This window comes from Levilactobacillus cerevisiae, assembly GCF_003946245.1.
GTDB lineage: Bacteria > Bacillota > Bacilli > Lactobacillales > Lactobacillaceae > Levilactobacillus > Levilactobacillus cerevisiae.
This window is the reverse complement of sequence record NZ_RHNN01000005.1, coordinates 33,380-55,903: the sequence shown is the minus strand read 5'-3', so window position 1 is coordinate 55,903 and position 22,524 is coordinate 33,380. Positions and strand designations below refer to the sequence as shown.

General features: G+C 50.9%; 17 protein-coding genes. 3 read left to right on the top strand and 14 right to left on the bottom strand.

The window, feature by feature from the left end:
• Window positions 1–7: 7 nt before the first annotated feature.
• The gene (locus EKM99_RS03105) at window positions 8–742 is read right to left on the bottom strand and encodes an NUDIX hydrolase (RefSeq protein WP_125580849.1); all 735 of its coding nucleotides are present in this window, start codon (window positions 740–742) and stop codon (window positions 8–10) included.
• Window positions 743–1,117: 375 nt separating this feature from the next.
• On the opposite strand from EKM99_RS03105, the gene EKM99_RS03100 reads away from it, so the two are divergent.
• Window positions 1,118–1,333, top strand: coding sequence for a P8 family protein (locus EKM99_RS03100; protein WP_125580847.1), 216 nt, complete (start codon window positions 1,118–1,120; stop codon window positions 1,331–1,333).
• 93 nt (window positions 1,334–1,426) lie between these two features.
• Here EKM99_RS03100 and EKM99_RS03095 read toward each other — a convergent pair whose 3' ends face one another.
• The 8 genes from EKM99_RS03095 to EKM99_RS03060 form a co-directional block, all read right to left on the bottom strand.
• Entirely contained in the window at window positions 1,427–1,708 is a 282-nt protein-coding gene (locus EKM99_RS03095; protein WP_125580845.1) for a type II toxin-antitoxin system Phd/YefM family antitoxin, read from the bottom strand.
• Between the two features lie 48 nt (window positions 1,709–1,756).
• Window positions 1,757–2,380, bottom strand: a complete 624-nt coding sequence (locus EKM99_RS03090) for a histidine phosphatase family protein (RefSeq protein WP_125580843.1) — start codon at window positions 2,378–2,380, stop codon at window positions 1,757–1,759.
• 11 nt (window positions 2,381–2,391) lie between these two features.
• Window positions 2,392–3,303, bottom strand: coding sequence for a DMT family transporter (locus tag EKM99_RS03085; protein WP_125580983.1), 912 nt, complete (start codon window positions 3,301–3,303; stop codon window positions 2,392–2,394).
• Window positions 3,304–3,812: 509 nt separating this feature from the next.
• Window positions 3,813–4,496 (bottom strand): methionine ABC transporter permease, encoded by a 684-nt coding sequence (locus tag EKM99_RS03080; RefSeq protein ID WP_125580841.1) that lies wholly within the window; start codon window positions 4,494–4,496, stop codon window positions 3,813–3,815.
• Complete coding sequence (locus EKM99_RS03075; protein ID WP_125580839.1) at window positions 4,497–5,561, bottom strand: methionine ABC transporter ATP-binding protein; 1,065 nt, start codon at window positions 5,559–5,561, stop codon at window positions 4,497–4,499.
• Between the two features lie 773 nt (window positions 5,562–6,334).
• A complete protein-coding gene (locus EKM99_RS03070; RefSeq protein ID WP_125580837.1) occupies window positions 6,335–7,150 on the bottom strand; it encodes a MetQ/NlpA family ABC transporter substrate-binding protein in 816 nt (271 codons plus the stop codon).
• Between the two features lie 521 nt (window positions 7,151–7,671).
• Window positions 7,672–8,220 carry a DNA-3-methyladenine glycosylase I gene (locus EKM99_RS03065; RefSeq protein WP_125580835.1) on the bottom strand — a complete coding sequence of 183 codons (549 nt, stop codon included), beginning with the start codon at window positions 8,218–8,220 and terminating at the stop codon, window positions 7,672–7,674.
• Between the two features lie 1,249 nt (window positions 8,221–9,469).
• Window positions 9,470–11,110: a peptide ABC transporter substrate-binding protein gene (locus EKM99_RS03060; RefSeq protein WP_125580833.1), complete on the bottom strand. Its 1,641-nt coding sequence runs from the start codon at window positions 11,108–11,110 to the stop codon at window positions 9,470–9,472.
• A 389-nt stretch (window positions 11,111–11,499) separates the two neighbouring features.
• Here EKM99_RS03060 and EKM99_RS03055 point away from each other — a divergent pair, with 389 nt between their 5' ends.
• Window positions 11,500–13,749, top strand: a complete 2,250-nt coding sequence (locus tag EKM99_RS03055; protein WP_125580831.1) for a glycoside hydrolase family 3 C-terminal domain-containing protein — start codon at window positions 11,500–11,502, stop codon at window positions 13,747–13,749.
• A 49-nt stretch (window positions 13,750–13,798) separates the two neighbouring features.
• Here the strand turns inward: EKM99_RS03055 and EKM99_RS03050 are convergent, their stop codons facing one another.
• The 5 genes from EKM99_RS03050 to EKM99_RS03030 form a co-directional block, all read right to left on the bottom strand.
• Window positions 13,799–14,248: a GNAT family N-acetyltransferase gene (locus EKM99_RS03050; protein WP_125580829.1), complete on the bottom strand. Its 450-nt coding sequence runs from the start codon at window positions 14,246–14,248 to the stop codon at window positions 13,799–13,801.
• Window positions 14,249–14,259: 11 nt separating this feature from the next.
• On the bottom strand, window positions 14,260–15,243 hold the full coding sequence (locus tag EKM99_RS03045; RefSeq protein ID WP_125580827.1) for a choloylglycine hydrolase family protein: 984 nt from the start codon (window positions 15,241–15,243) through the stop codon (window positions 14,260–14,262).
• Between the two features lie 477 nt (window positions 15,244–15,720).
• Window positions 15,721–18,870, bottom strand: coding sequence for an AAA family ATPase (locus tag EKM99_RS03040; RefSeq protein WP_125580825.1), 3,150 nt, complete (start codon window positions 18,868–18,870; stop codon window positions 15,721–15,723).
• Complete coding sequence (locus tag EKM99_RS03035) at window positions 18,867–20,000, bottom strand: exonuclease SbcCD subunit D (RefSeq protein WP_125580823.1); 1,134 nt, start codon at window positions 19,998–20,000, stop codon at window positions 18,867–18,869. The genes EKM99_RS03040 and EKM99_RS03035 overlap by 4 nt, the downstream gene beginning before the upstream one ends.
• A 14-nt stretch (window positions 20,001–20,014) precedes the next feature.
• On the bottom strand, window positions 20,015–20,575 hold the full coding sequence (locus EKM99_RS03030; protein WP_125580821.1) for a DNA-3-methyladenine glycosylase I: 561 nt from the start codon (window positions 20,573–20,575) through the stop codon (window positions 20,015–20,017).
• A 221-nt stretch (window positions 20,576–20,796) separates the two neighbouring features.
• On the opposite strand from EKM99_RS03030, the gene EKM99_RS03025 reads away from it, so the two are divergent.
• Entirely contained in the window at window positions 20,797–21,726 is a 930-nt protein-coding gene (locus EKM99_RS03025; RefSeq protein WP_125580819.1) for a matrixin family metalloprotease, read from the top strand.
• The last annotated feature ends 798 nt before the right edge of the window (window positions 21,727–22,524 follow it).

Here is a 22,524-nt window from a genome sequence, read left to right as displayed (position 1 = left end):
ATGTCAATCACAAATAATTCAGTCGATAGACCTTCGCCGGTCGGCCTGGGTGTTGGGCACTACTGGTTCCCACTTCCATCAGTAAATGTTGATGGGTCTTTTGAAAGTTTGAATTATCTAAATCGGTCAGTCGTTGCTGTAAGAAAGTGGCAAAAACTAGTCGCGCTTCTTTTAGCGTGAAGGACTCCCCCAAAATCAGGAGAATATTTGGCTGATAATCTAGCTTGTTCCGGATACGTGTTACCGCCACTTGCACCAGCCAATCATGGTCAAAGGCCAGGGCCATTTCTGGCCGAGGCAGTTGGTAATAGGCTTGTGCTGTAGCAACGTTGGGTAACGTGAAATTCAGGTCACCATCCGTTAACGTTAATCCCACTGGGAGGTCGTTGAGCGCGAACCATTTGGCAGCGACCGCCCCATAGCTCGGCGTTAGCACCGGTCTGGTCGGCAAAAAGGTCAAATAGGCCAGGGAGACTTCACGTGCGGCTGGCGTACGCTGTGGCTGGGTGAACGTTGCCAGCTGCTCGGTATGAAACCGGGCCAGATCCAACCCAATCTTTTCGCGAACCAACCTGAGAGCGGCGTCATCGGCACTTTCAGTCGCCCGCATGACCGTCTCGGGTAACGCCCAGTCATTTTGAAAAGGCGCCTCAGCACGCTTGATCAGCAACAAATTAACCTGCTGGGTAGTCCGGTCAAAGCTCCAAATTAAATTGGTTATGGTAATTGCTGGGGTGTCCATCTTTGCGTCATCCTTTTCCGATTTTTACTTGTTGCCCTTAGTTTACGGCAAAGGCCCTCACTTTGCGACCGGAAAAATTCTGTGCCAATCGTCATAAATTAATTTCGGCCTGATTATTTAAGTCGGATGAGTGCCTGCTTCCTAAAAATAATCCGAGTCCACTCACGCCACAAGTTCCCGTCCAGCATCGTTTTCGGCCGACCATCACCCCACCATTTTCCCGAAATGATTGTGGCGGTACAATAACTAACCCGCTTAGATTAGGCAAAATATTTACCATTCTGCTGAAAAAGGACTACCATGAAAATTGAAGCCGGTGATACCCATGCCAATCACAGATACACTGACCCCAAATTTTTTTTGGAGGTAATGGTTATGGCTGTTGTAGAAAAGACTGCTTTATTGGATGAAAAAATGAGTGAAGTATTCGACTGGTCCGATCAAAAGTTACCTGTTCGTGACGCACTCTGGGATCACTTCATGGAATCCAATGGTCACAACACCGATGAATCTGAAGCTTCGATGAAGGAAATCGATGCTAAGAGCGACGCAGATGTTCGTTCTTACGTGGAAGATAACCTTAAGAAGTAACCGGCTGTTTCAACCTAAAAATAACCTCGCCTTAGTTGGCGGGGTTATTTTTCATTGTCAGTTATTAGACGTTATTGAGAATTGATTTATCTCTTAATTTTTAAACTGATTCCAAAACCGGTCATCAGCTTCGACTACCTCATCATCGGCAAGTACGCCGCACTTAATTAATTGGTCTCTAGCCACAGCATATTCCAAGGAATCTTTCTTAGCTTGAACAGCCGCTTCTAACCAACTCATCTTTTGCTGCGACACAATCACAACCGCTCGACGACCAGGCCTAGCAACATGAATCGTTTTATCATCATCAGTCACGCAGTCCAAATATTTTTGAACGTGCTCGCAAAAATCGCTCTGTTGAATCACCAATGTCATGGCTATCGCCTCCACTATGCCTGAACCGTCTTTCACCCATAAATCGGACTAGCTAAACTGCGCCGTCACGCCATACGACCGCAAATAACGCCGGCCAGTCTCTGGATCAATCACCATTCGGGTCACACTGGTGTTTCCGGGTTCTGGCAACGCCGTGGTTGGTGCCGCGTTCAACATCATTAACGCTGTGGCTTTGATCGTCAATCCGTGACTAACCACCAGAATATGGTCATCCGGGTGGTCGACGACTTCCTCAGCCAGCCATTGCCCGACGCGTCGCTGAATTGCGGTGTAGCTCTCGCCGCCCGCCGCTACCAAGACATCTGGCAAGGCCTCCCCCGTCACCGGATCAAAGTCGCCCGGTTGGTGTTCCTGGAGCACCCGAAAATCCTCGCCGGTCCAGCGACCATAGTCGGCCTCCATTAACCGGTCATCGAACTGCGGTAACACGTCTAGCTTCGTCGTTAAGGCCGCCGTCGTTTGTCGGGTCCGATGTAAGGGACTACTAACCAGCTGGTCGTAGTGGCCACCCTGAAGCCACTGAGCCAGTCGTTCGGCCTGCTGTAACCCATTGACGGTCAAATGCGTCGCCGCCGTATCCAATTGTCCTTGCATAATGTGGTCAACGTTTGCTTGCGTTTGACCATGACGCACCCAATCAAAGGTCGTCATTCTCTCACTCCCTAATTTTCACGTTCAAACTGTGTCTCAATCTTCCGCCGTCCCTGTTGCAGCAAGTAAATGGCCACAATCACTAACACGGAGCCAATCACTTCCGCAATCGTAATTTTTAAACTCAGGAAAATAATGGATAAAATAAATGTCACCACTGGCTGCGTGGCGTCAACGATGCTAATCACATCGGACGGCGCAAAGTGGGTGCTGTATAGAATCAGTGAGAACGGTAAAATGGTCCCCACGATAATCACCGTCGCCATGGACCCAATCAATGTCCCAGTCATCGGTGGCATGTTTAAGAAAACGGGATGGTACAGGTTGAAGACAATCCCTGCAATAAACGTTCCCCAGCCTAACACAGTAATCGGCGCATGACCATAGTCACGGACCAGTGGCCGCGGCAAAACGACATAACAGGCCGCCGTGATCCCGGAACCAATCCCCCACAAGAGGGAATCCACCGGGATGGCCAGTTGCGTGATATCGCCCCGCGTAATTGCGAGAAACACCCCGATTAAGGCAACACCAAACGCAATCAAGTCACTCCGGAGTGGCCGTTCATGCTTGAAGAGCAAGCTACCCAGCACGATAAATAAGGGGCTTAAGTATTGTAAGATAGTTGCCGCGGCAGCGTTTCCGGACTGCACCGCAATGTAAAAGGTTAAAAGATTTGCGCCCAATCCAATCAACGCGTAAGCCACAATCCAGGCAATCTCTCGCCAACTCTTAAAGATCGTAAACGTCTTCTTACCATATAAGATAACACTGATTAACAATAAAATAACCCCAGCGCCCATCGTTCTGGCGGACAGAAACCAGCTGGTCGGAATGGATTGGCCCTGCGAAATAAATTGTAAGACCGTTCCCGAGACCCCAAACATGGCCGAAGCCACGGTCGCCCAGAAGATCCCCTTCATGACGTTTTCAGTTGGTGCACCTACATTTTTCAAAACTAGCAAAAATCCTTTCTCTCTCACACCACAAAAGTATGCATCTTCGTTTGGATCAGCCTGGCGTAAACGCAGTCATGCGACTGACCGACATTTACCCCGCCACCCCAAATCGTTCCACCTTTTCGCTTGGTCGCTTTCCACTGAAGCGGCCACTTCGAAATCAGTTCTCGGCAGTTGTAATTTTTATATTTTACCGAAACTCTATTAGAATTTGGCGGCAAAAACGGGGTAAATTCCCTGTCGCTGAAAATTTATTTTGTTATATAAAATAGCTTATGAATCCCCGCCACCCGGGCTTGCGAGCGTCCCCGCTCTCACCACCCTTCCCGACCATTCTCGCGCACACGGCCGACTGCTAAGTGCCAAACCCATTCAACCAGCGAACAATCCGGACACACAAAATAGACAAAACCAATCCATTCAAAACAGGATTGATTTTGTCTATATTTAGTCATACGTTTAATCTGGTTGTGCTAGGCCGTGTGGTCCACTTTACGCGCCCAGAGGTCACCAATTAGTTGAATAGCAAACACAATCACCAGAATGATCAACATTGCCAGGAAGGTAACGTCGCTTTCAAAGCGGCTGTAACCCACGTTGATGGCCAGGTTCCCTAAGCCACCACCACCGATGGCACCGGCCATGGCAGTCAGGTCAATCAGACTGATCAGCGTGAGGACGGACGAACGGATAATGTCCGGCAAGCCTTCACGCAGGTAGACCCGAAAGATGATGGCAATTGGACCAGAACCCACGGATTCAGCGGCTTCAATCACCCCGCGGTCGACCTCTGACAAGGCATTTTGAATCTGCCGCGCGTAAAATGGCGCAGAGCCAATCACCAATGGCACGATGGCCGCGGTGGTCCCGATGGCCGTTCCGACAATCAGCCGCGTCAGTGGTGCGATTACGGCCAGTAAGATAACGAACGGAATCGACCGACACAGGTTAACCAGTTTATCGAGAATGTTATAAACAACCCGATTTTCGAGAATCCCACCCGGCTGGGTCACAATCAACCCAATCCCAATGGCCATCCCGATAATCCCAGCGACCACGGCGGTGAAGAACGTCATGTAGAGCGTTTCGCCAGTGGCCTGCAGAAAGTCGCTTTTCATGGTAACAGCGTTGGGGAAATATTTTGCAAATAAATTCATTTAGGCCACCTCCGGATCAGTTGGTTTTAAATGCGTAATGGTGATACCCGCGTCTTGACAGTATTGCCAAGCGGCCTGTAGCTTATCGGGATCCCCGGTCATGACGACAATCAGATTACCCAATGGCGTATCCTGCAAGATTTCCACGTTCCCATAAAGAATGTTGGAAACCACACCATAGCGCTTGTACAGGTCGGTAATCAGTGGTGCATCGGTGCTGGCACCGACATACTGCAGCTGAACCAACTGTTGGTGGTCGTCCAGGCCCAAAGTCCGCGCCTGTTTGTAAATCTTTTCCAGTGCTTGATTGATCTGCGTGGCAGTATTAATGAAGTCCTGCGTCAGTGGCTGTTCCGGACGGCTGAAGATGGTGACCAAGTCGCCGCGTTCAATGATTTCGCCATCGTCCATGACGGCAACCTTGTTACAGATTTCCTTCACGGCTTCCATTTCATGGGTAATCAGTACCACGGTCAGGCCCAGTTCGCGGTTCAACCGCTTCAACAATTCCAAAATGGATGAGGTCGTCTTGGGGTCCAAGGCACTCGTGGCTTCATCACTGATCAAGATTTCGGGATCATTCGCCAGGGCCCGCGCAATGGCAACCCGCTGCTTCTGACCACCGGAAAGTTGGGCGGGATAATCCGCAGCCTTTTCCGTCAACCCAACCAGGTCTAACAGGTGGGCAACCTTCTGTTGGCGTTCTTCGCGAGATAAGTCGCCGCCCTTTAAGGGGTAGCCCACGTTATCGGCAATCGTGCGGGAGGCCATCAAATTAAAGTGTTGGAAGATCATCCCAATTTTCGTCCGGGCGACCCGCAAGTCTTTTGCCTTCAGGTCCAAAATGTTCTGACCACTAACTTCGACAGTGCCGGCAGTTGGCCGTTGAAGACGGTTGATGACCCGCACCAACGTACTCTTCCCGGCGCCGGAATACCCCACGACCCCGTAGATGTCCCCGCGGTTGACCGTCAAGGAAACATTTTTGACGGCGGTCACGGTTTGACCCTTATTGTGGAAGGTCACGTCGATATCTTTTAATTCAATAATCGCTTCTTTAGTCACAGACTTCATTCTCCTTATCCGCCAATGCCGGCAGTTTCTTCATTAATTCTGTTTCAAATGGATGCGGTGCAACGCCTTCCGGGCGGTCAGAAATGGGACCGGGCCGCTGTAGGCGGACGTCTGAAGCCAAAGAGCGGTCTTCAGACTTAGCTTTGAGCCTCACAGACCGAGTCTCAAAGCTACCAATTTTCTAAGCGGAAAACCGCTAAGAAAATTCCTACGGCTAAGCCCATTTCTGACCGCCCTCCAGGCTCACATGGATTGAACCAACTACTGGGCTGGTCGCTTCCTTTGTGCGTGTGTTTCTATCATTAGTGTTACATCGTTACTTTCATTCATTGTTGCAGCGTTTCTATCATTAGACTGATTCATTTGAAAACGTCGCATGAACTTTAGTCTTCTCGTGGCCACCACAGTCATTTCCACTAGGCAGATACCCAACCGGTCAAACCATTTCAAGTCCAGTACGTCACAGTCAATGCTTCACACCCTCCCGGAGGCACTGATAACAACTAGTTTACCGCAATACTGTCAAACCAATCAAGAAACGGTGCGGTTGGTTTAACACCACGTGAGCCGCAAGGATGGTGAAATGGACTCAGCCGTGGGAATTCCCTTAGTAGCGTTCTGTGCTGCTTAGGGAATTGGTACCTTTGAGACTCGATCTTCGAGGCTCAAAGTAAACGTGGAGACCGCATTTTGGCTCCGCGTGGCCGCCCACAGCGTTCCGGTCCATTTTCACCATCCCGGAGGCGTCATTCGTAGCGCTAATCCTACCAAGCTGGGATGGTGAGACCGTGGTAGTACTTCTTCAACAACTTCTTCGTTTCGGCCGTCTGGTAAGCTTCAACGACCTTCTTGTAAGTCTTGTTGTTCTTATCAGCCTTGTTGGTTGCGATGATGTTGATGTAAGGAATGGAAGCCTTGTTGATCTTTTCCTTGTAAATGGTTTCGCTGTTTGGCAACTTGGCTTCGGAAGCGAATTCGTTGTTGATCACCGCAGCAGTCGCATCAGTCAGTGAACGTGGCGTTTGGGCGGCGTCGACTGGCGTAATCTTCAAGTTCAACTTGTTTTGCGTGATGTTCTTAGGCGTTGGCAAAGCAACCTTGTTGTTTACCTTGATTAGGCCTGCAGATTGCAGTAAGTGTAAGGCCCGGCCTTCGTTGGTGGAGTCATTTGGAATGGTGATTTGGTCACCCTTCTTGATGGCAGACACGCTCTTAACCTTCTTGGAGTACAACCGTAGTGGTGCGCGGACGGTCTTCCCGATGGAAACGATGTTGGTCTTGTGCGCCTTGTTCCATTGGTCCATGAAGTAAGTGTGTTGGAACGAGTTCAAATCAATTTCATGGTTGGTCAACGCAGCGTTAGGCTGGTTGTAGTCGGTAAAGGTCACTAATTTCAGCGTGATGCCTTCCTTTTTCAACTTCCTTTGGATGGGTTGCCAAATTTTTTCGTCGGAACCCATGATCCCAATTTTCACGGTTTTACTGCTACTACTGCTGCTAGACTTGCCACAGCCAGAAACAATCAATAATGGAATCAATAATAATAAGAGCCAACTAAAATGCTTAAATGATTTCTTCATACCCAATAATCCCCTTTATTTTCTAAAATATATCCTCAATAAGATAAACGCCACGATTGAAAAATGCGACCAAAAGAAAAAGTCCGCTCCTAAATTAATAGAAACGAACTTTGTCGTGGTACCATTCTAATTCAAGTTAGGTAAAAATTACCCAGCTCCTCATTAACACTCGCCAGCTTGCGCCTTAAAGTGCGTGCACGATAATGAGTGCCGGACATTACCACCTCATCGCAAGGACTCAGTGATACCAATTCATTTCAGGCCATCTTCACCCCGCCGTGGGTTACCCGCTTTCAGCAAATCGCGAGCTCTCTTGGAACCATTGACGGTGGTTACTCTCCTGATCACATTGTTTTTTTCAATCGCTTAATTTATCTGTAAGTCTAATGCAACTTTAATTCGGTGTCAAGACAAATCGAATATAAATTTATTCATAACGAACCGCATAATACCGGCATTCCCTCAAACATGTCCCTGGGAAACCGTTCGCGGCTCAAATAAATTTCTCACCCAAATTTCACTTAATCATCGATAACCTGTTCCCGTAACAGCCCCGCTGCCAGTAGAAACATATGCGTCACCACGGGACCCACAAAGCTGAAGCCCCGGCGTTTCAAATCCTTGGCAACCGCCGTGCCGATGGCTGATTGATTGGTCAACTCGTCGCGGGTGACGGCGGGCAACAGGAAGGGCGTGCCGTTCACGAATTCCCAGAGGTAATCATTGAAACTGCCAAATTCCTGTTGCACCGTCACAATCGCCCGCGCGTTATGAATAGTCGCCCGAATTTTCCGGCCATTGCTGATCATCGCCGAATCATTGGCAATCCGTTCACCATCGAGTTCATCTTCAAACCCTGCGACCAGCTGCGGATCCATCCCCGCAAAGAGTCGCCGATAAACGGGCAGCTTACTGGCGGCCGCTTGCCAACTCAAGCCAACTTGAAACACGCCCACCGTCAGCAGCTCATACAACACGTGGTCGTCATGCGTGGGTGTACCAAAATAGTTGTGATACTCCTGCGTCCCGTTGCTATCCCAGACGCGTCCGTCGTCGGGCCCAATCGCCATGTTCACCATCCCTCTCTATACTCTCCATCATACCAGACTAGCCATCGCCGACAAGTGACTGAAGTATGCCGGCTTGCCAGTCGCCTACGTGGATAGAATCACAACCACCTCAGTTACGTGCGATAAGTTGAATCAGCATGTTGATTAAGCTTATTTTCAATCCTGAGCCGACCAACAGAAAAAGTCCGCCAACGTTAGCGTTTGGTCTAACGAAGTCGGACTTCAAATCACAACCGTTCAAAGACAACAGTGTCAACCGCTCACTGGCATTAGCCCACCTAAGCCAGCATCGAGAGGAATAGCACGGGAGTCTCTTCCAAATATCAGTGGAATTAACAGTCGCTTATTACTAAATTAATGTTGGAGCGCACTAGTTTTTTCGCCCGATAAGGCGTACTCAAACCGGCTTCAGTCAAGAAAGTTTGAACTTTTCCAACTGACTAAATTCAACGCCGTTCAAAGAATCATCAACCCCGACAGAAGCCAATCAAACAACTGACTGCAGGTATTAAATCCACGTAAGCCGCAGGGGTGGTGAAAATAGGCTAAGCCGTGGGAATTCCCTTAGTAGCTGACTTTTAGCTGCTTAGGGAATTGATACCTTTGAGACGCGTCTTAGGCGGCTCAAAGTAAGCACGGAGACCGCCCTATGGCTCCGGGCGTTCGCCCACAGCGTTCCGGCCTATTTTCACAAGTAACCACCTCACCAATCGTCATCAAGTAACGGGTTAAACCGATCTCAGCCGTGAGGTCAGTCATCGTTATTAAACATTCAATAGCCACGCTGACCACAAAGCCAATCAAACAACTCACTGCAGGTATTAAATCCACGTAAGCCGCAGGGGTGGTGAAAATAGGCTAAGCCGTGGGAATTCCCTTAGTAGCTGACTTTTAGCTGCTTAGGGAATTGATACCTTTGAGACGCGTCTTAGGCGGCTCAAAGTAGGCACGGAGACCGCTCTTCGGCTCCGGGCGTTCGCCCACAGCGTTCCGGCCTATTTTCACAAGTAACCACCTCACCAATCGTCATCAAGTAACAGGTTGAACCGATCTCAGCCGTGAGGTCAGTCAAAATAGGTTCAGCCAGGGGATTTTCTAAGTGTTCTACTTAGAAAATGGTGACTTTGAGACGCGCCCTTGGCGGCTCAAAGCAAGTTCCGAGACCGCTCTTTGGCTCGGGACGTCCTCCCCCTAGCGTTCCAACCTATTTTGACTGACCGGTAAGGCGCAGTCAGGTACAACCGAAACGTTACTTGATGTAAGCGTATTTGTAGCTCCACTGGGTGCCCGCCGTGTTGTGAATAATCCCCTTAACATCAGTCCGTTGCAGGTAAGCGTAGTTTGCCTGGTACAGCGGCGTGAAGCTCTGGGTCTTGTTCAACAACTTTGCAGCCTGGACCATGTCCTGCCACCGCGCCTCATCGTTACCGGCATCCTTGTTCTCGGCCTTGTCGATCAGCGCGTCGTATTGCTTGTTGGACCACTTCCCGTAGTTCAGGGAGTTAGAGCTGACCGGAATCTGCAGGAAGGAAATTGGATCGTTGAAATCCGCACCCCAGTGAGACAGGTACATGTCGAAGTCGCCACTGGTTGACCGTGATTGGGCAACGGACGCTGGGACGTTTTGAATTTTCAAATTAAAGCCCTTCAAGTTGGCTTCGAGCGCGCCCTTCAGGTACTGGGTCACCGTGCTGGCAGCGACGTCATCGTTACCGGCCATGATGCTCAAATCAACCTTCTTGATACCCAGTTGCTTCAACCCGGCCGCCCACTTTTGCTTGGCAAGCTTGGGATTGTAGGTCGTAGTGTTCTTCACCGCTTGTTGCTTGGCAAAATCCTCACCCGTCTTGGGATCAGTTGCTAAACCGCTGGCCACGAAGCCGGTTGGCGTAACGGAACCATCTCCCAAAACCTTCTTGGTTAACTGGCTACGGTTGATGGACAATGCAATCGCTTGGCGAATATTTTGATTGCTCATGATCCGGCGCTTGGCCTTGTCAGCGTCTTGGAAGTTGTATTTCAAATGAATCACGATGGAGTAAGGATACTCCTGAAACTGTTTGTCGTTCTTGTAATTCTTGACCTGTTCATTTGATAATTGCGCGAAGTCCAGTTTCTTATTCTGGTATAGGCTCAAACCGGTCTGGGGATTGGTGATAACTTGATAATTAATTTTGTGGAGCTTGACGACCTTCTTGTCCCAGTACTGGTTGTTCTTGACGAAGGACCACGTGTTGCCAGTCCCGTTCCAACCGGTAATCTTAAACGGCCCACTGTAGACCATGTACTCGGACTTCGTGGCGTATTTCTTGCCATAATGGTCGATGACCTTTTTGTTTTGGGGGGCAAACAGCGGATAGGCCATTAAGATTTTAAAGTAAGCGATTGGCTTGTCCAACTTGATGACGACCGTCTGCTGGTTCTTGGCGTGAATCCCAATGGTGCTGGGCTTGGCCTTGCCCGCGATGATCTTGTCGCCGTTCTTAATGCCGGAGAACATGGTCATGTAGGACGACTTGGTCGAAGGGGTCAACGTCCGCCGCCAGGAATAAACGAAGTCCTGCGCGGTAATTTTATCCCCGTTGCTCCACTTGGCGTTGTCGCGGATGTGGAAAGTCCACGTCTTCTTGTCCTTAGAAACCTTGGCAGAGTCGGCCAGTCCTGGTGCGACCTTCCCGTTCTTGCCTAAGCGATAGAAACTTTCAAATACGTTCCCCGTCTGGCCATACCCCGTGGCCTTGGCGAGATCGATGGTGTCGAGCGCTGCCGTTGCTGGCAACCGTAAGACTTGTGCTGGTTTTGTCGATGCAGCCGTTTGGCCACAAGCAGCTAACCCCATGCCTAGTGCGATTACTGCGGCGACTAACCCAATCCCAGTCCATTTTTTCATAAGATAACTGCTCCTTTTTTCCTCAAATTTTGTGGTGTGCAATCCGCAAAATTAACCGTTTGACAGTGACAACCTGAGTTGTCGTTATGTACTGCTACGGTTTAGCCGGAAAATCACGAATGGAAGTAGCGCAAAAAGACACGTTACATTCGCAACATGCGGCAAGCAGTGTATTAACTTGAATGGCGTTCTTCATCATCGTGATTTTCCTCCTTTTTGCTTATTTTTAGTTATCGATTGGATTGCACAAGGTTAAAGTTAACCCATTCTTCCCAGTTTGTCAAAGAATAAATTTCAACTCGCACAAATTTCACAGACGGTGGGTAACATATCGTGGTTGAAAACGGTATACTGGAAATAAGTTTAACTAGTAGAAAGGATTTGAACGTATGGACATCGAACGCATGCTTGCTGAACTAACGTTGCCTGAAAAGGCTGCGCTGGTCTCAGGGAAAAATAGTTGGTACACGGCCGCCATCGACCGGCTGGGGATTCCAGCTCTGATGATGACGGATGGTCCCTCCGGTTTACGGAAACAGACTGCAGATTCAGGAACCACGAACATTAACGACTCAGTGCAGGCCATCACCTACCCGGCCGCCGCGCTGAGTGCTAGCTCCTGGAATACGAACCTGCTGCACCAATTAGGTGAACACCTGGGTGAAGAAGCCCGCGCAGAACAAGTTAGTCTCCTGCTAGGCCCCGGTGTCAATTTGAAGCGTTCACCCCTGGGCGGTCGGAACTTCGAATACCTGTCCGAAGATCCGTTAGTTGCCGGCGAGTTGGGCAGTGCCTACGTTCAGGGGGTCCAATCCAAACACGTCGGCGTGGCCGTCAAACATTTCGCCGCCAACAACCGGGAAAACCAACGTTTCACGGCTTCCAGTGACATGTCACAACGGACCTTGCGCGAACTCTATTTACGAACATTCGAACGAATTGTGAAAACGGCTTATCCGGCCACCATCATGACGTCCTATAACAAAACCAATGGGACGCTGAACTCACAGAACCGGCGCTTACTACGGAGTATTCTCCGCGACGAATGGGGCTTCCATGGTGCCGTCATGTCCGACTGGGGGGCCGTTGCCAACAACGTGCAAGCCCTGCGTGCCGGCCTCGATTTGGAAATGCCAGGTAAGGGGCAAGCCTCAATCGACAGCATTATCCGCGCAGTAGAAACTGGCGAGCTCGACGAAGGTACCCTGAATAAAGCGGTGCGGCACCTGTTGCACATCGTCGACAACTGGCTGCCCGCCGACAAACCGGGCACGTACGACCACGAAGCCCATCACCAATTTGCCCGCAAACTGGCCGATGACGGCATCGTGCTCTTAAAGAACCACCACGGTGAACTGCCACTCAACCCGCAGCAGGCTGGTAAAGTAGTCGTGGTCGGTGAGCTGGCTGATCAACCGCGCTACCAAGGTTCCGGCAGTTCTCACGTCAATCCGACCCACCTAACCACGCCACTGACCGCCTTGCAGGACAGTGCCCTAGAAGCGAACTATTACCCCGGCTACCGCTTGGATCAAAGCGAAACCGATGACAGTCTGATGGAGGCCGCACTGACCGCTGCCAAGGACGCGGATCACGTCATTATTTTCGCTGGCTACCCAGAAAATACCGAATCAGAAGGCTTTGACAAGACGTCCCTGATGCTCCCCGAAAACCAGAGTGAGTTGATTGGCCGCCTCTCCAAGATCAACGACCACGTAACCATCGTGCTCCAGAATGGGTCGGCCGTAGAAATGCCGTGGATTCACAGTGTTGACGCCGTCGTCGAGACCTACCTGGCCGGCGAAGCAGTCGGTGAAGCCACCTGGGATATCATCACCGGCGTTGTCAATCCATCCGGCCACTTGGCTGAAACCTTCCCCCGCCGCCTGACGGATACGCCAATGGCACCAACGTTTGGTCAAGACCCGAATCACGAATATTACTCAGAAGGTGTCTTCATGGGCTACCGGTATTACGATACGCATGAAATGCATGTGCTCTTCCCGTTTGGCCACGGCCTCAGCTACACCACTTTTGAATATACCAACATGGCCGTTGACGAAAACGCCCACGGGGCAACGGTGCGCTTCGACCTCACCAACACGGGCGACCGAGCGGGCCAAGCGGTTCCCCAACTCTACGTGGCGAACCACGCCTCGCACGTGCCAATGCCAACCAAGGAACTGCGCGCCTTCACCAAGGTTGCGGTTGAACCAGGTGAGACCAAGGCCGTCACGTTAAAATTAAACCGCCGCGATCTCAGCTGGTGGTGTGAAGGCAAGTCCCGCTGGCAAGCCGACTCTGGTGACTACGAAATCATGATTGGTGATTCCTCCCGTGATATTCGGTTACAAACGAAGCTGACGATGGACTTTAAGAACTCGCCCGCTCCGGTCACCATGGAAACCTACCTGTCCGCAATCGTCTGGGATCCCCGCCTTCAAGGTATTTTCAAGGATATCGTCTTGGCGCCAGAGCACGCGAACGCCGCGAACTTCCTGGCTAATACGGATGACGACGGTAACCTGACGTTATTGCAGGATCAAATGTTCCTGAACATGCCGTTGCGTGCCGTCATTGCGCTAGGCGGCCCGGCTGATTTAATTACCGATTTCATTGCAGCAGCGAACAAACGCTAAACAGTAAAAAACGGTCTGGACGATTAGTTGTCCAGGCCGTTTCTTTGGCTTATTTTTCAATTGCTAACGTCATGTCCAAGTGCGGAATGCCCGTTTCCAAGTAAACCTCACTGACGGGTTGAAACCCGAACGATGCATAAAATTTCTGCAGGTAGGCTTGCGCTTGAATGACAATTTGCTTGGCGTCAGGATTCACCTGCTGGGCACCCTTAATGGCAGCGGCCACCAGTTCACGACCAGCGCCGTGCTTCCGGGCCTCCGGTGCGACCACCACGCGGCCGATCCGAACTTGTTGCTCTTCTGGAATTAACCGGGCATAGGCCAAGACATGGCCCGCCGCGTCTTCACGAAACAGATGTTGGGCGATTAAATCATCGTCATCGACTTCTGGATAGACACAGTCCTGTTCAACGATGAAGACTGACACTCGTAACCGGTAAATCTGAAAGAGCTCCGTTGTCGTTAACTCGGCAAACGTTTTTTGACTAAACTCAGTCATTGACACCGCTCCTAATTCAACGCCTTAATATGTGGCGTGTGATCCAATGGATATTCCACTGGTGTATCCCATTCAGTCAACATTTTATCAGTCAACTTGACCCCTTGCAACTCCAAGTTGTCATAAGGTTCCATGTAGTAGGTCCGTTCACTGAGGTTGGCATAGCCGCGGTATTGCGTGTAATCGCTCTTGCCATCGGCCTTGAGCTTAACGCCCTTGGGAATCGTCACGCTGTCTAATAAGTGTTGTAATAAGTTCAACGTATCTGGCGTATTGTCAGTCTTGATGCTGTAATGCTTGTTGTAGACTGTCCGGACGAAACGGGATGGTGACGTGTAATCGCCAGGTAAGCCTAACGCCCCGGTACCGGGACCCTGGGTCTTCAATTCCAGACCTTCGTAGTCATGGAGTGGTCGCTCGGCAGCTTGCATGGTGCCGTACGTACTCAGATTTTGTAAATGCCAACTTAATTGTGGTGCATTGGCCATGACCCCCACTGGATCATCGATCAACTGCAGGTCGGCACTAGTAGCTTCCAGCACCGCGGTATCCCCAGTTGAATCACTGAAGATAAAGTGCAATGGCGTGGTAATTCCCAATAATGCGACCGGCACATCTAAAATTTGAATTGTCTTCACTAATTCACGTAAATCAGCGACACTTTTCGCATTGCCTAAAGCCCACGCAGTAACGTCGTGTGGGGCAAGACCCAGCTTATCGGTTGGTGCCACCTTTTGGTAGGCTACGTATTCTGGGAAGTAAAGTGCAGCGGCGCCCAACCCAAACTCATTGACACCATCAACAAACATGTAATGACTTAGATTCCGCCCAGCACCGATGAAGCCGTACTTGGTGCTAAACTCACCGGCGTCTCCTTTGATTGTTTGGTTCCGTGGCATAAAAATTGGCTGACCACCCAGCTCAAACGCAAAATCCATGGTCCGGGCTAAGAACTGATCCCCCCGACTATTCTCGTAGGTCAAACTCGTACACATTGAAAATCATCCCGTTTCTCATATAATTACTCATTATTCTAAACCTTCAAAATCAATTTTGCACGGATAATCGTTGAAACTATAACCAATTTGATTAATTTGGTCGTATTCCCACCAAACCGGGGTTTAACCGTTCAAGTCGCATACCGTCATTACCCATAATTTTCACTGGGCAATATTAGTTAAGTAACGGAAGGTCACCGGCCTAATCCGTGACTTTTTAACCATCTCGCGCTTATCGGGTATCCATTCATCCGGCAATCAGGTATTCTGGTTGCAGGCAGGCAGTCGGGAGTCTCCGGCACCACCGAAAAATGACTGGTAAGAGCTGATTGGTTGAAGTCCGTCGACTGTACCCTCAGAAGCCATCAAGCAAATAGGTTATTTCCCCTCGCTGATCCAGTCAATAGATGGAACAACCTCCGTTAGAAAAGGGCTGTGAACCCAATCACAGCCCTTTTCCTTGTTCACTTAGGTTTATTCAGCCGCGTGGTAACGGATCGTGCTTTCCCCGTTGCCGTTGGCGATGACTTGCAGTTGATTTTCCACCTGATCACGCAACTCGCTCACGTGACTGATTATCCCAATCATGCGGTGCTTGCCTTCAATCGTTTCCAAGGATTCCAGCGCAGTCATTAGGGCATCCTCATCTAAGGAACCAAAGCCTTCATCGATGAAGAGTGCATCCACGTCAACACTCCCCGTGGTCTGTTGAATAACCTCGCCCAACGCCAAGGCTAACGCTAATGAAGCAATGAAGCTTTCCCCGCCAGATAGGGTGTGGACGCTGCGTTGCTCACCGACGTGGTCGTCATACACGTTGATTTCCAATCCAGAACGTTTCTTGGAATTGGCTTGTGATTCGTCAATGACAAATTCATACCTTCCATTCGTCAATTGCTTCAACCGGTTATTTCCGACCGACAGGATTTGCCGCAGATACGTTTGCAGGACATAACGTTCCAAGCCAAGCTTACTATTGGGACCATCCCCATTGACCACGCCGCTCAGCTCCGTAATCTCTTGCGTGGTCTGGAGCGCTGCTGCCTGCTTATCGACTTGCATTTGGAGTTGCTTAACCTGATCAGCATTAAATTCAAAGAAGTTCCGCAATTGCCTTAGGGCTTCTTGCAACGCTGCCACCTGTTGTTTGGCAGTCGCCAACGCTACTTGGGTCTTCTCCCGGTCCGGCGCGTCCTTGCCTTTGGTTCGCTTGGTCAGTTCCTGAATCGCGACGTTAACACTCTCCCGTCGTTGCTGAAAATCGGTGAGCTGTTGGCGCTGCTGGGTCAAGGTTGGCAATTCGCTCAGTGCTGTCCCGACAGTGCTAAGCACCTGTTCATTCACCGTCTCAAAATGAGCAGTCAATAGTGCATCCAGTGCCGTTTGAGCTTCCTGCCGGTCGGCTTGACTGGTTGCTAACTCCTTATTGGCTTGCTTCAGCTGTGACTGTTGCACTGCCACCGTATTTTGGGCCCGTTGAACGGCTTGATTGGCGGCATCCAATGTCCCTTGGTCTTCAGTTAACTGCTGGGACAATTGGTCAAGTTGAGCGGTAAATGCGGCCAGAGTCGTGGCCCCCGTGGGCAAACGTTTGGACTCTGTCGCTAGCTCGGTGGTGATTTTGTCTAGAGCCGACTGGTGGGTTTTTAGGGTACTTTCGGCAGTCTTAGCCTGTTCTTGGAGTGGTGTGGCCGCTGCGGTCAAGGTAGCTAGTGCCTTTTGTGCGGCCGCTAGTGCATGTAACTGCTGCTCATTCTCCGTATGCGCCGTCTGGTAAGCCGCAACGGCCTGCGCCTGCACTTGGGCTAAGGCACTCAGTTCACAACTGGTTGGTTGCTGCAATGCCGTCCGCAACACCGTGAGCTGGTCATCTCGCGCCGTCTGCTGTCCCGTGATGTGTTCCTGTAAGCTCTTCAGGTTAGCGGCCAAATTGCTGGCTTTTTTCTCCAGCTTCGACGCTAGCGCCTGAACGTCTTTGACCTCATCTTCGGCAACGACGGTTGCTGTACTGGTCGCTGCTGGATGGGGATGGTCCTCGGACCCACAGACTGGACACGGCGATCCTGGTTTCAATTGGGCACTCAATGCCGCAATCTGACTCCGGAGAAAGGCTTGGTAGCGCTCGTCCGCCAGTGTCCGTTGTTGCGTGGCTGCCTGTTGCGCAATATTCACTTCGACCTCGGCTGCCTGCGCCGTGGTCACGTTACCAGCGAGTTGCTGATCCAGTTGTTGTAAGTCCGTTACCTGTTTGGCTGTCACCTGGAGGTCAGCGGCCCGCTGAGTCAGCTGATTTTGCGTCTCGAAAATCGCCGACTGTTGGTCGACTGTTTTTTGCTGGTCCTGCTGATTGGCCTGATTTTTGCTCACAGCTTGTTGCGTCGCCGTTAACGCCTGGGTTGCCCGCGCGACGTTTTTTTGCGAAGCCGTCACGCGTTGTTGCAGGTCAGCCACCTGCTGATAGACCGGCTTCAGAGCCTGTTGCTGGGCCAAATGATCCGTCTGCTGCTTGATTTTTGCCACAAGTGGTTGCTGGTCCTGCTGCTTTTTCACAGCCGCTTGCTGGTCGGCCAGCGCCGTTGTCAGTTGCTTTTGCGTATCTTCCTGTGCCCGTTGGCGATGGACAACCGTTTGGGCCGTTTGGCTTTGGGCTTGCCACTGGGGCCGGATTTGTTGTACCCATTCCAATTCTTTGATGTGGTCCTGTAACTGAGACATTGCTGGCGCCTTATCGTTAATCTCGGTTAACTCCGCCTGCCGCTGGCCTAATTGCTGGCGGTCCGCAACCAACATGCCTTCCTGCTCATCCTGCCGCACCAGGTTACTCTGGACGCCCTCGGCCTGCGCTAATTTTTTCGTAGCGGCCGTTTGTTGGGTCTTCGTATCCGCCTGTTGCGTCGCCATGAGCGTTAACAATTCTGCCGTCCGCTGATCGGCAATTAAAGCCTCGGCTGCGACCTGATTTTCTGGCGTCCACTTGAGGCCTGCGCGTAAACGGGCCAAGGTGGCGGCCGTCTCGCGATTGGCGGATTCATTTTGTTTCAATTGCTTTTTTAATAAGTCCGTCCAGCGTGCAAAAATGGTGGTGTTGAACAATTGTTCTAACACCGCGGCTTTGTCTTCACTGGGAGCCACTAAGAACCGTCGGAATTGTCCCTGTGGTAGCAGGACAATCTGGGCAAACTGCTTGCCATCCATCTGTAGTAAATTCTGCAGGTAGCGGCCGACATTACCTTCCTTAGTAATTTGATCTTGCTCCACATCGTTCTCAAAAATCGTCAGGGTCACGCTGGCGGCTGATTCCGTCATCCCCGTGCCCCGCTTCTTGGCCAGAATCTGGGTGGGCTCACGAACAATTTCATAGCTATGTTCCCGGTGCGTAAAGGCAAAGGTCACCCGCGTGGTATCCGTGGCCGTCGCAAAATCTGACCGCATAGCCTTGGCTTCCCGGTCCACACCTGAGGTTTGATTGAACAACGCGTAACACATGCCATCGAAAATGGTGGTCTTGCCACTCCCCGTCTTCCCACTGATGAGAAAGAGTGGTGTCGCGGAAAATTTAGTGAAGTCAATCGTCTCATCCCGATACGGGCCAAAGTATTCAAGGTGCAAGCTAACTGGGCTCATTCGTTTTCCTCCTTTTCCGCTGTCTGTAAGGCCTTGCGGGCCCATTCCTGTTGCTGCTCACTCAGTGGGTGTTGCGTGACCTGCTCAAAAAAGGTTGTCAACAGGGTCAAGGGATCCTGCTGAACCTGTTGCACATCTAGTTCGGTTGGCGTCACGTCCAGTTGGTTTACCCGGTTGAGTTCAATCACCCGCGGGAAGCGCGCCTTTAGCCGCTGCATCACGTTGGTAATCGGCGTGGTGTCCGTCAGATTAACGGCAACAAAGTCTTCCTTTGTGGCGGGATAGTCGTGCTCCCGGTCCATTAAGTTATCAAAGCTGTCTTCCAACACCACGAGGTCGTGCCAGGGCTTCAGTGGCTTGAAGGTGACCGTCACCGGCGTGGTATCGGTATCCACAATCCAAACGCCCTTGGTATCCGCCGCCTCACTAGTTGAAAATTTTAAAGGAGAGCCGCTGTATTTCACGGTGGGCTCATTTTGCAAGGCTTCCTTGCGGTGTAAATGGCCCAGCGCAACGTAGTCAAACGGTGCCAGCATGTCCACGGGGACGGCGTTTAAACCCCCCACCTGCACCTGCGTTTCCGAATCCGTGTGCTGGCTGCCCGCCGCAAAGAAATGGGCAATCAACACGTGTTTCTTCGTGGAATCAAACTGTTCCTGCATTGCCGCTACCAGCCGTTCCATGGCTTGGTTGACCGTTCGCAATTGGTCATCGTCAAATAGCTGGCGCGCCTGGACGGGTTCAAAGTAGGGCAACAGGAAAAATTGCGTGTCGCCCAACGTGATTGGTCGCAGCGCGTCCCCTAATTTCGTTCGCAAAAAGAAGTCGGTACTGGCAAACCACTCTTGACCGTACCCCAACCGCACAGCAGAATCGTGGTTCCCGCTGATGGCCAGCAAGGGGAATTTTTCTTGGCGATTCAAATCAACCAACATCTTGGTCAGGGCCGTCACTGCCTCTTCACTGGGGAGGGCCCGGTCATACAGGTCGCCCGCAATCACGACGGCATCCACCTTCTCGGCCAACGCAATCGCCTTAATCTGCTGATAGGCCTCTTCCTGTTCCGGAATCAGATCGTACCCGTGAAGCTTCTTGCCAATGTGCCAATCCGCTGTATGTAAAAAGCGCATAGTTTTCCCTCTTTCTATTGATTCTCCGGTGCCCAATCACAACTTAACAAGTGGTCGTTGACCAATCCCGCCGCCTGCAAAAAGGAATACATGGTGGTTGGTCCCACGAATTTAAAGCCTAATTTTTTCATTTCTCGTGAAATGTGTTGCGCCAGGTCAGTTGTGGCGGGAATCTGGTCTGTCGAAGCCAAGGCGTGCCGAATCGGTTGGCCGCCCACAAAGGCCCAGAGCCACGTACTGAAGTCACCTGTTGTCGGCCAGTTCAGTATGACTTGCGCATTGTTAATGGTCGCTTCTATTTTACGACGGTTACGAATAATTTCGGGATCCTGCAACAGCCGTCCCACATCAGCCGGCGTCATTGCGGCCACGCGTCTTACCTCGAAACCATAAAAATCTCGCTGAAAAGCTGCCCGCTTGTTGAGAACCGTTTGCCAGCTCAAACCAGCCTGGTACGTTTCCAAACATAACAACTCAAAAAGCCGCTGCTCATCGTGTTCCGGCCGACACCATTCTTCGTCATGGTACCGTTCCATCGCTGGCGATGACGTTGCCCAATCACAACGTTTAACCATTATCTTCCCTCCAATTTTTCTTCTAAAACCACTATACCAGATTCCTTTTTCAGAGCCAAACAAATGTTCTACTTTTCTTATTATGAAATCGGGTCCAACCCCGGTATTAACGGGTTGAATCGTCAATAATTTGTCAGTTTTTATTTCTTGACCGCTCGCTGCTAATGGCCTATGCTATGGTAAATCAAAACTGTTTTGGGGACTTTAGGGAGGTTAACATCATGCATAGATTCCACCACATTCAGGCGCGTTCACTGGCGATGGTTGCGACAGCGGCCTTGTTGGTTGCTCCCGCCGTTACCACCAGCACCGTCACGGCTCAGGCGGCCAGTGTCAATCCTTCGGCCGCAATGCTGAAGAAATCCACTAGCTATTACCAGAAGAATGCCAAGACGCTTGGTAAGAAATACAAGTTGGCTTATGACGCACAAACGGCGCTGAAGAAGAACGGCAAGGCCGTCGTCTACGTCAACACCAGCGACAAAACGCTGAAGAAGAGCTTGACGATTGCGATGGCTTACTGGAACAAGAAGCTCGGTAAGAAAGAATTTACCAGCGGTTCCAAGAAGAACCACACGTTGACGTTCTCCGTTTCTAAAGCCGCAGCCACTAAGAGTGATCAAAGTGATGCCTGGTGGACGCCTACCCAAAAGAGACTCCAAGTTCGCTGGTCCTTCTACACCGCGGCCAAGCAAGACATTGGTACGGCAATGACCAACCAGTTGAACGACTCTTTCTACAACCAATATTCCGACACCGTGAAGGCCAAAGCGAAGGCCAACCTGGAAGCCGAAGGGATTGCGACTTCCGATGCCAGCTACGACACCCTCTTCAATCAAGAAGCGGCTAAGGTCGAAACATCCCTGCCAGCTTACGCAACGCTGAAAAAGGACGTCACCCTGGTTCGCTCCTCACTTGCCAACGAGGGCCGGAAATACCAGTACGCCAGCACGATTGCTCACGAATTGGGCCACGTGATGGGGCTGAACCACTCACCTAACAAATCAGACCTGATGTACTTTGAGAGCGGTAGCAGCAACGTTTACAGCTACAACAAGGTTAAGGCCGGCTTGTCCAAATACAATCCAGTTACTAAGACTGATACCAACCGGGCGAAATTAGCCCTAAAGATTTACACGGCTGTACACTAGTTAACTCCGTAAAAACTTGCTGATTGTTTTTTTAATCAGCAAGTTTTTTTATTTTCCATCGGCCTAGCAGTGCCTCCGGGCTGGTGAAAATGAGACCGGACCGCTGTGGGCGCCCGTCTGGAGCCAAAAGGCGGTCTCCAGACTTACTTTGAGCCGCTGAGAAACGCGTCTCAAAGATAGCAATTGCCTAAGCGACCAAGACCGTCACTAAGGCAATTCCCACGGCTTGGCTCATTTTCACCAGCCCTGCGGCTAACATTGTGTTAGCCCAAAAACGCTTGCCGAGACACCGACATTCAGCGCTCATCACCATTAGCTAGTCTACGAGTCCACTGACAATGGCTTAAATAACCGTTCCAACCAAGATGCAGTTCACTATTGTACAAGATAGTGAGTTGCATCTTTTTTCGGATTGCTTTTGCACAGAGTTAATGCAATCAGCAATATTAACCGGAGGAAGCCAGGGACGGAGCCAGCTGTGTCGACGGTGTTGGTCGGGGTATTTGCCCGACCTACCCCGTGGGACGACCTTGAAGACACGGCTTTTTCGTGGCTTCAAGTCGAGGTGGAAGCCCGCCCCTTGGCTGGAACCGGCCCCATAGCAGGCGGAGCTCCCTGAAAGCCGCAGGTGACCAGTCCCGCCAACGTTGAGTCTGATCCGGTCTCATTTTCGCCAGCCCGGAGGCACTGCCTCAGCCCGTCCTGCGCTGGTAGCGTTTCCAGAAATCAAACGTTGACAACCTGTCGAAAAGACCTATACTTGATAAGTCGTTACGACCTATTACTTTGGGAGGCAAA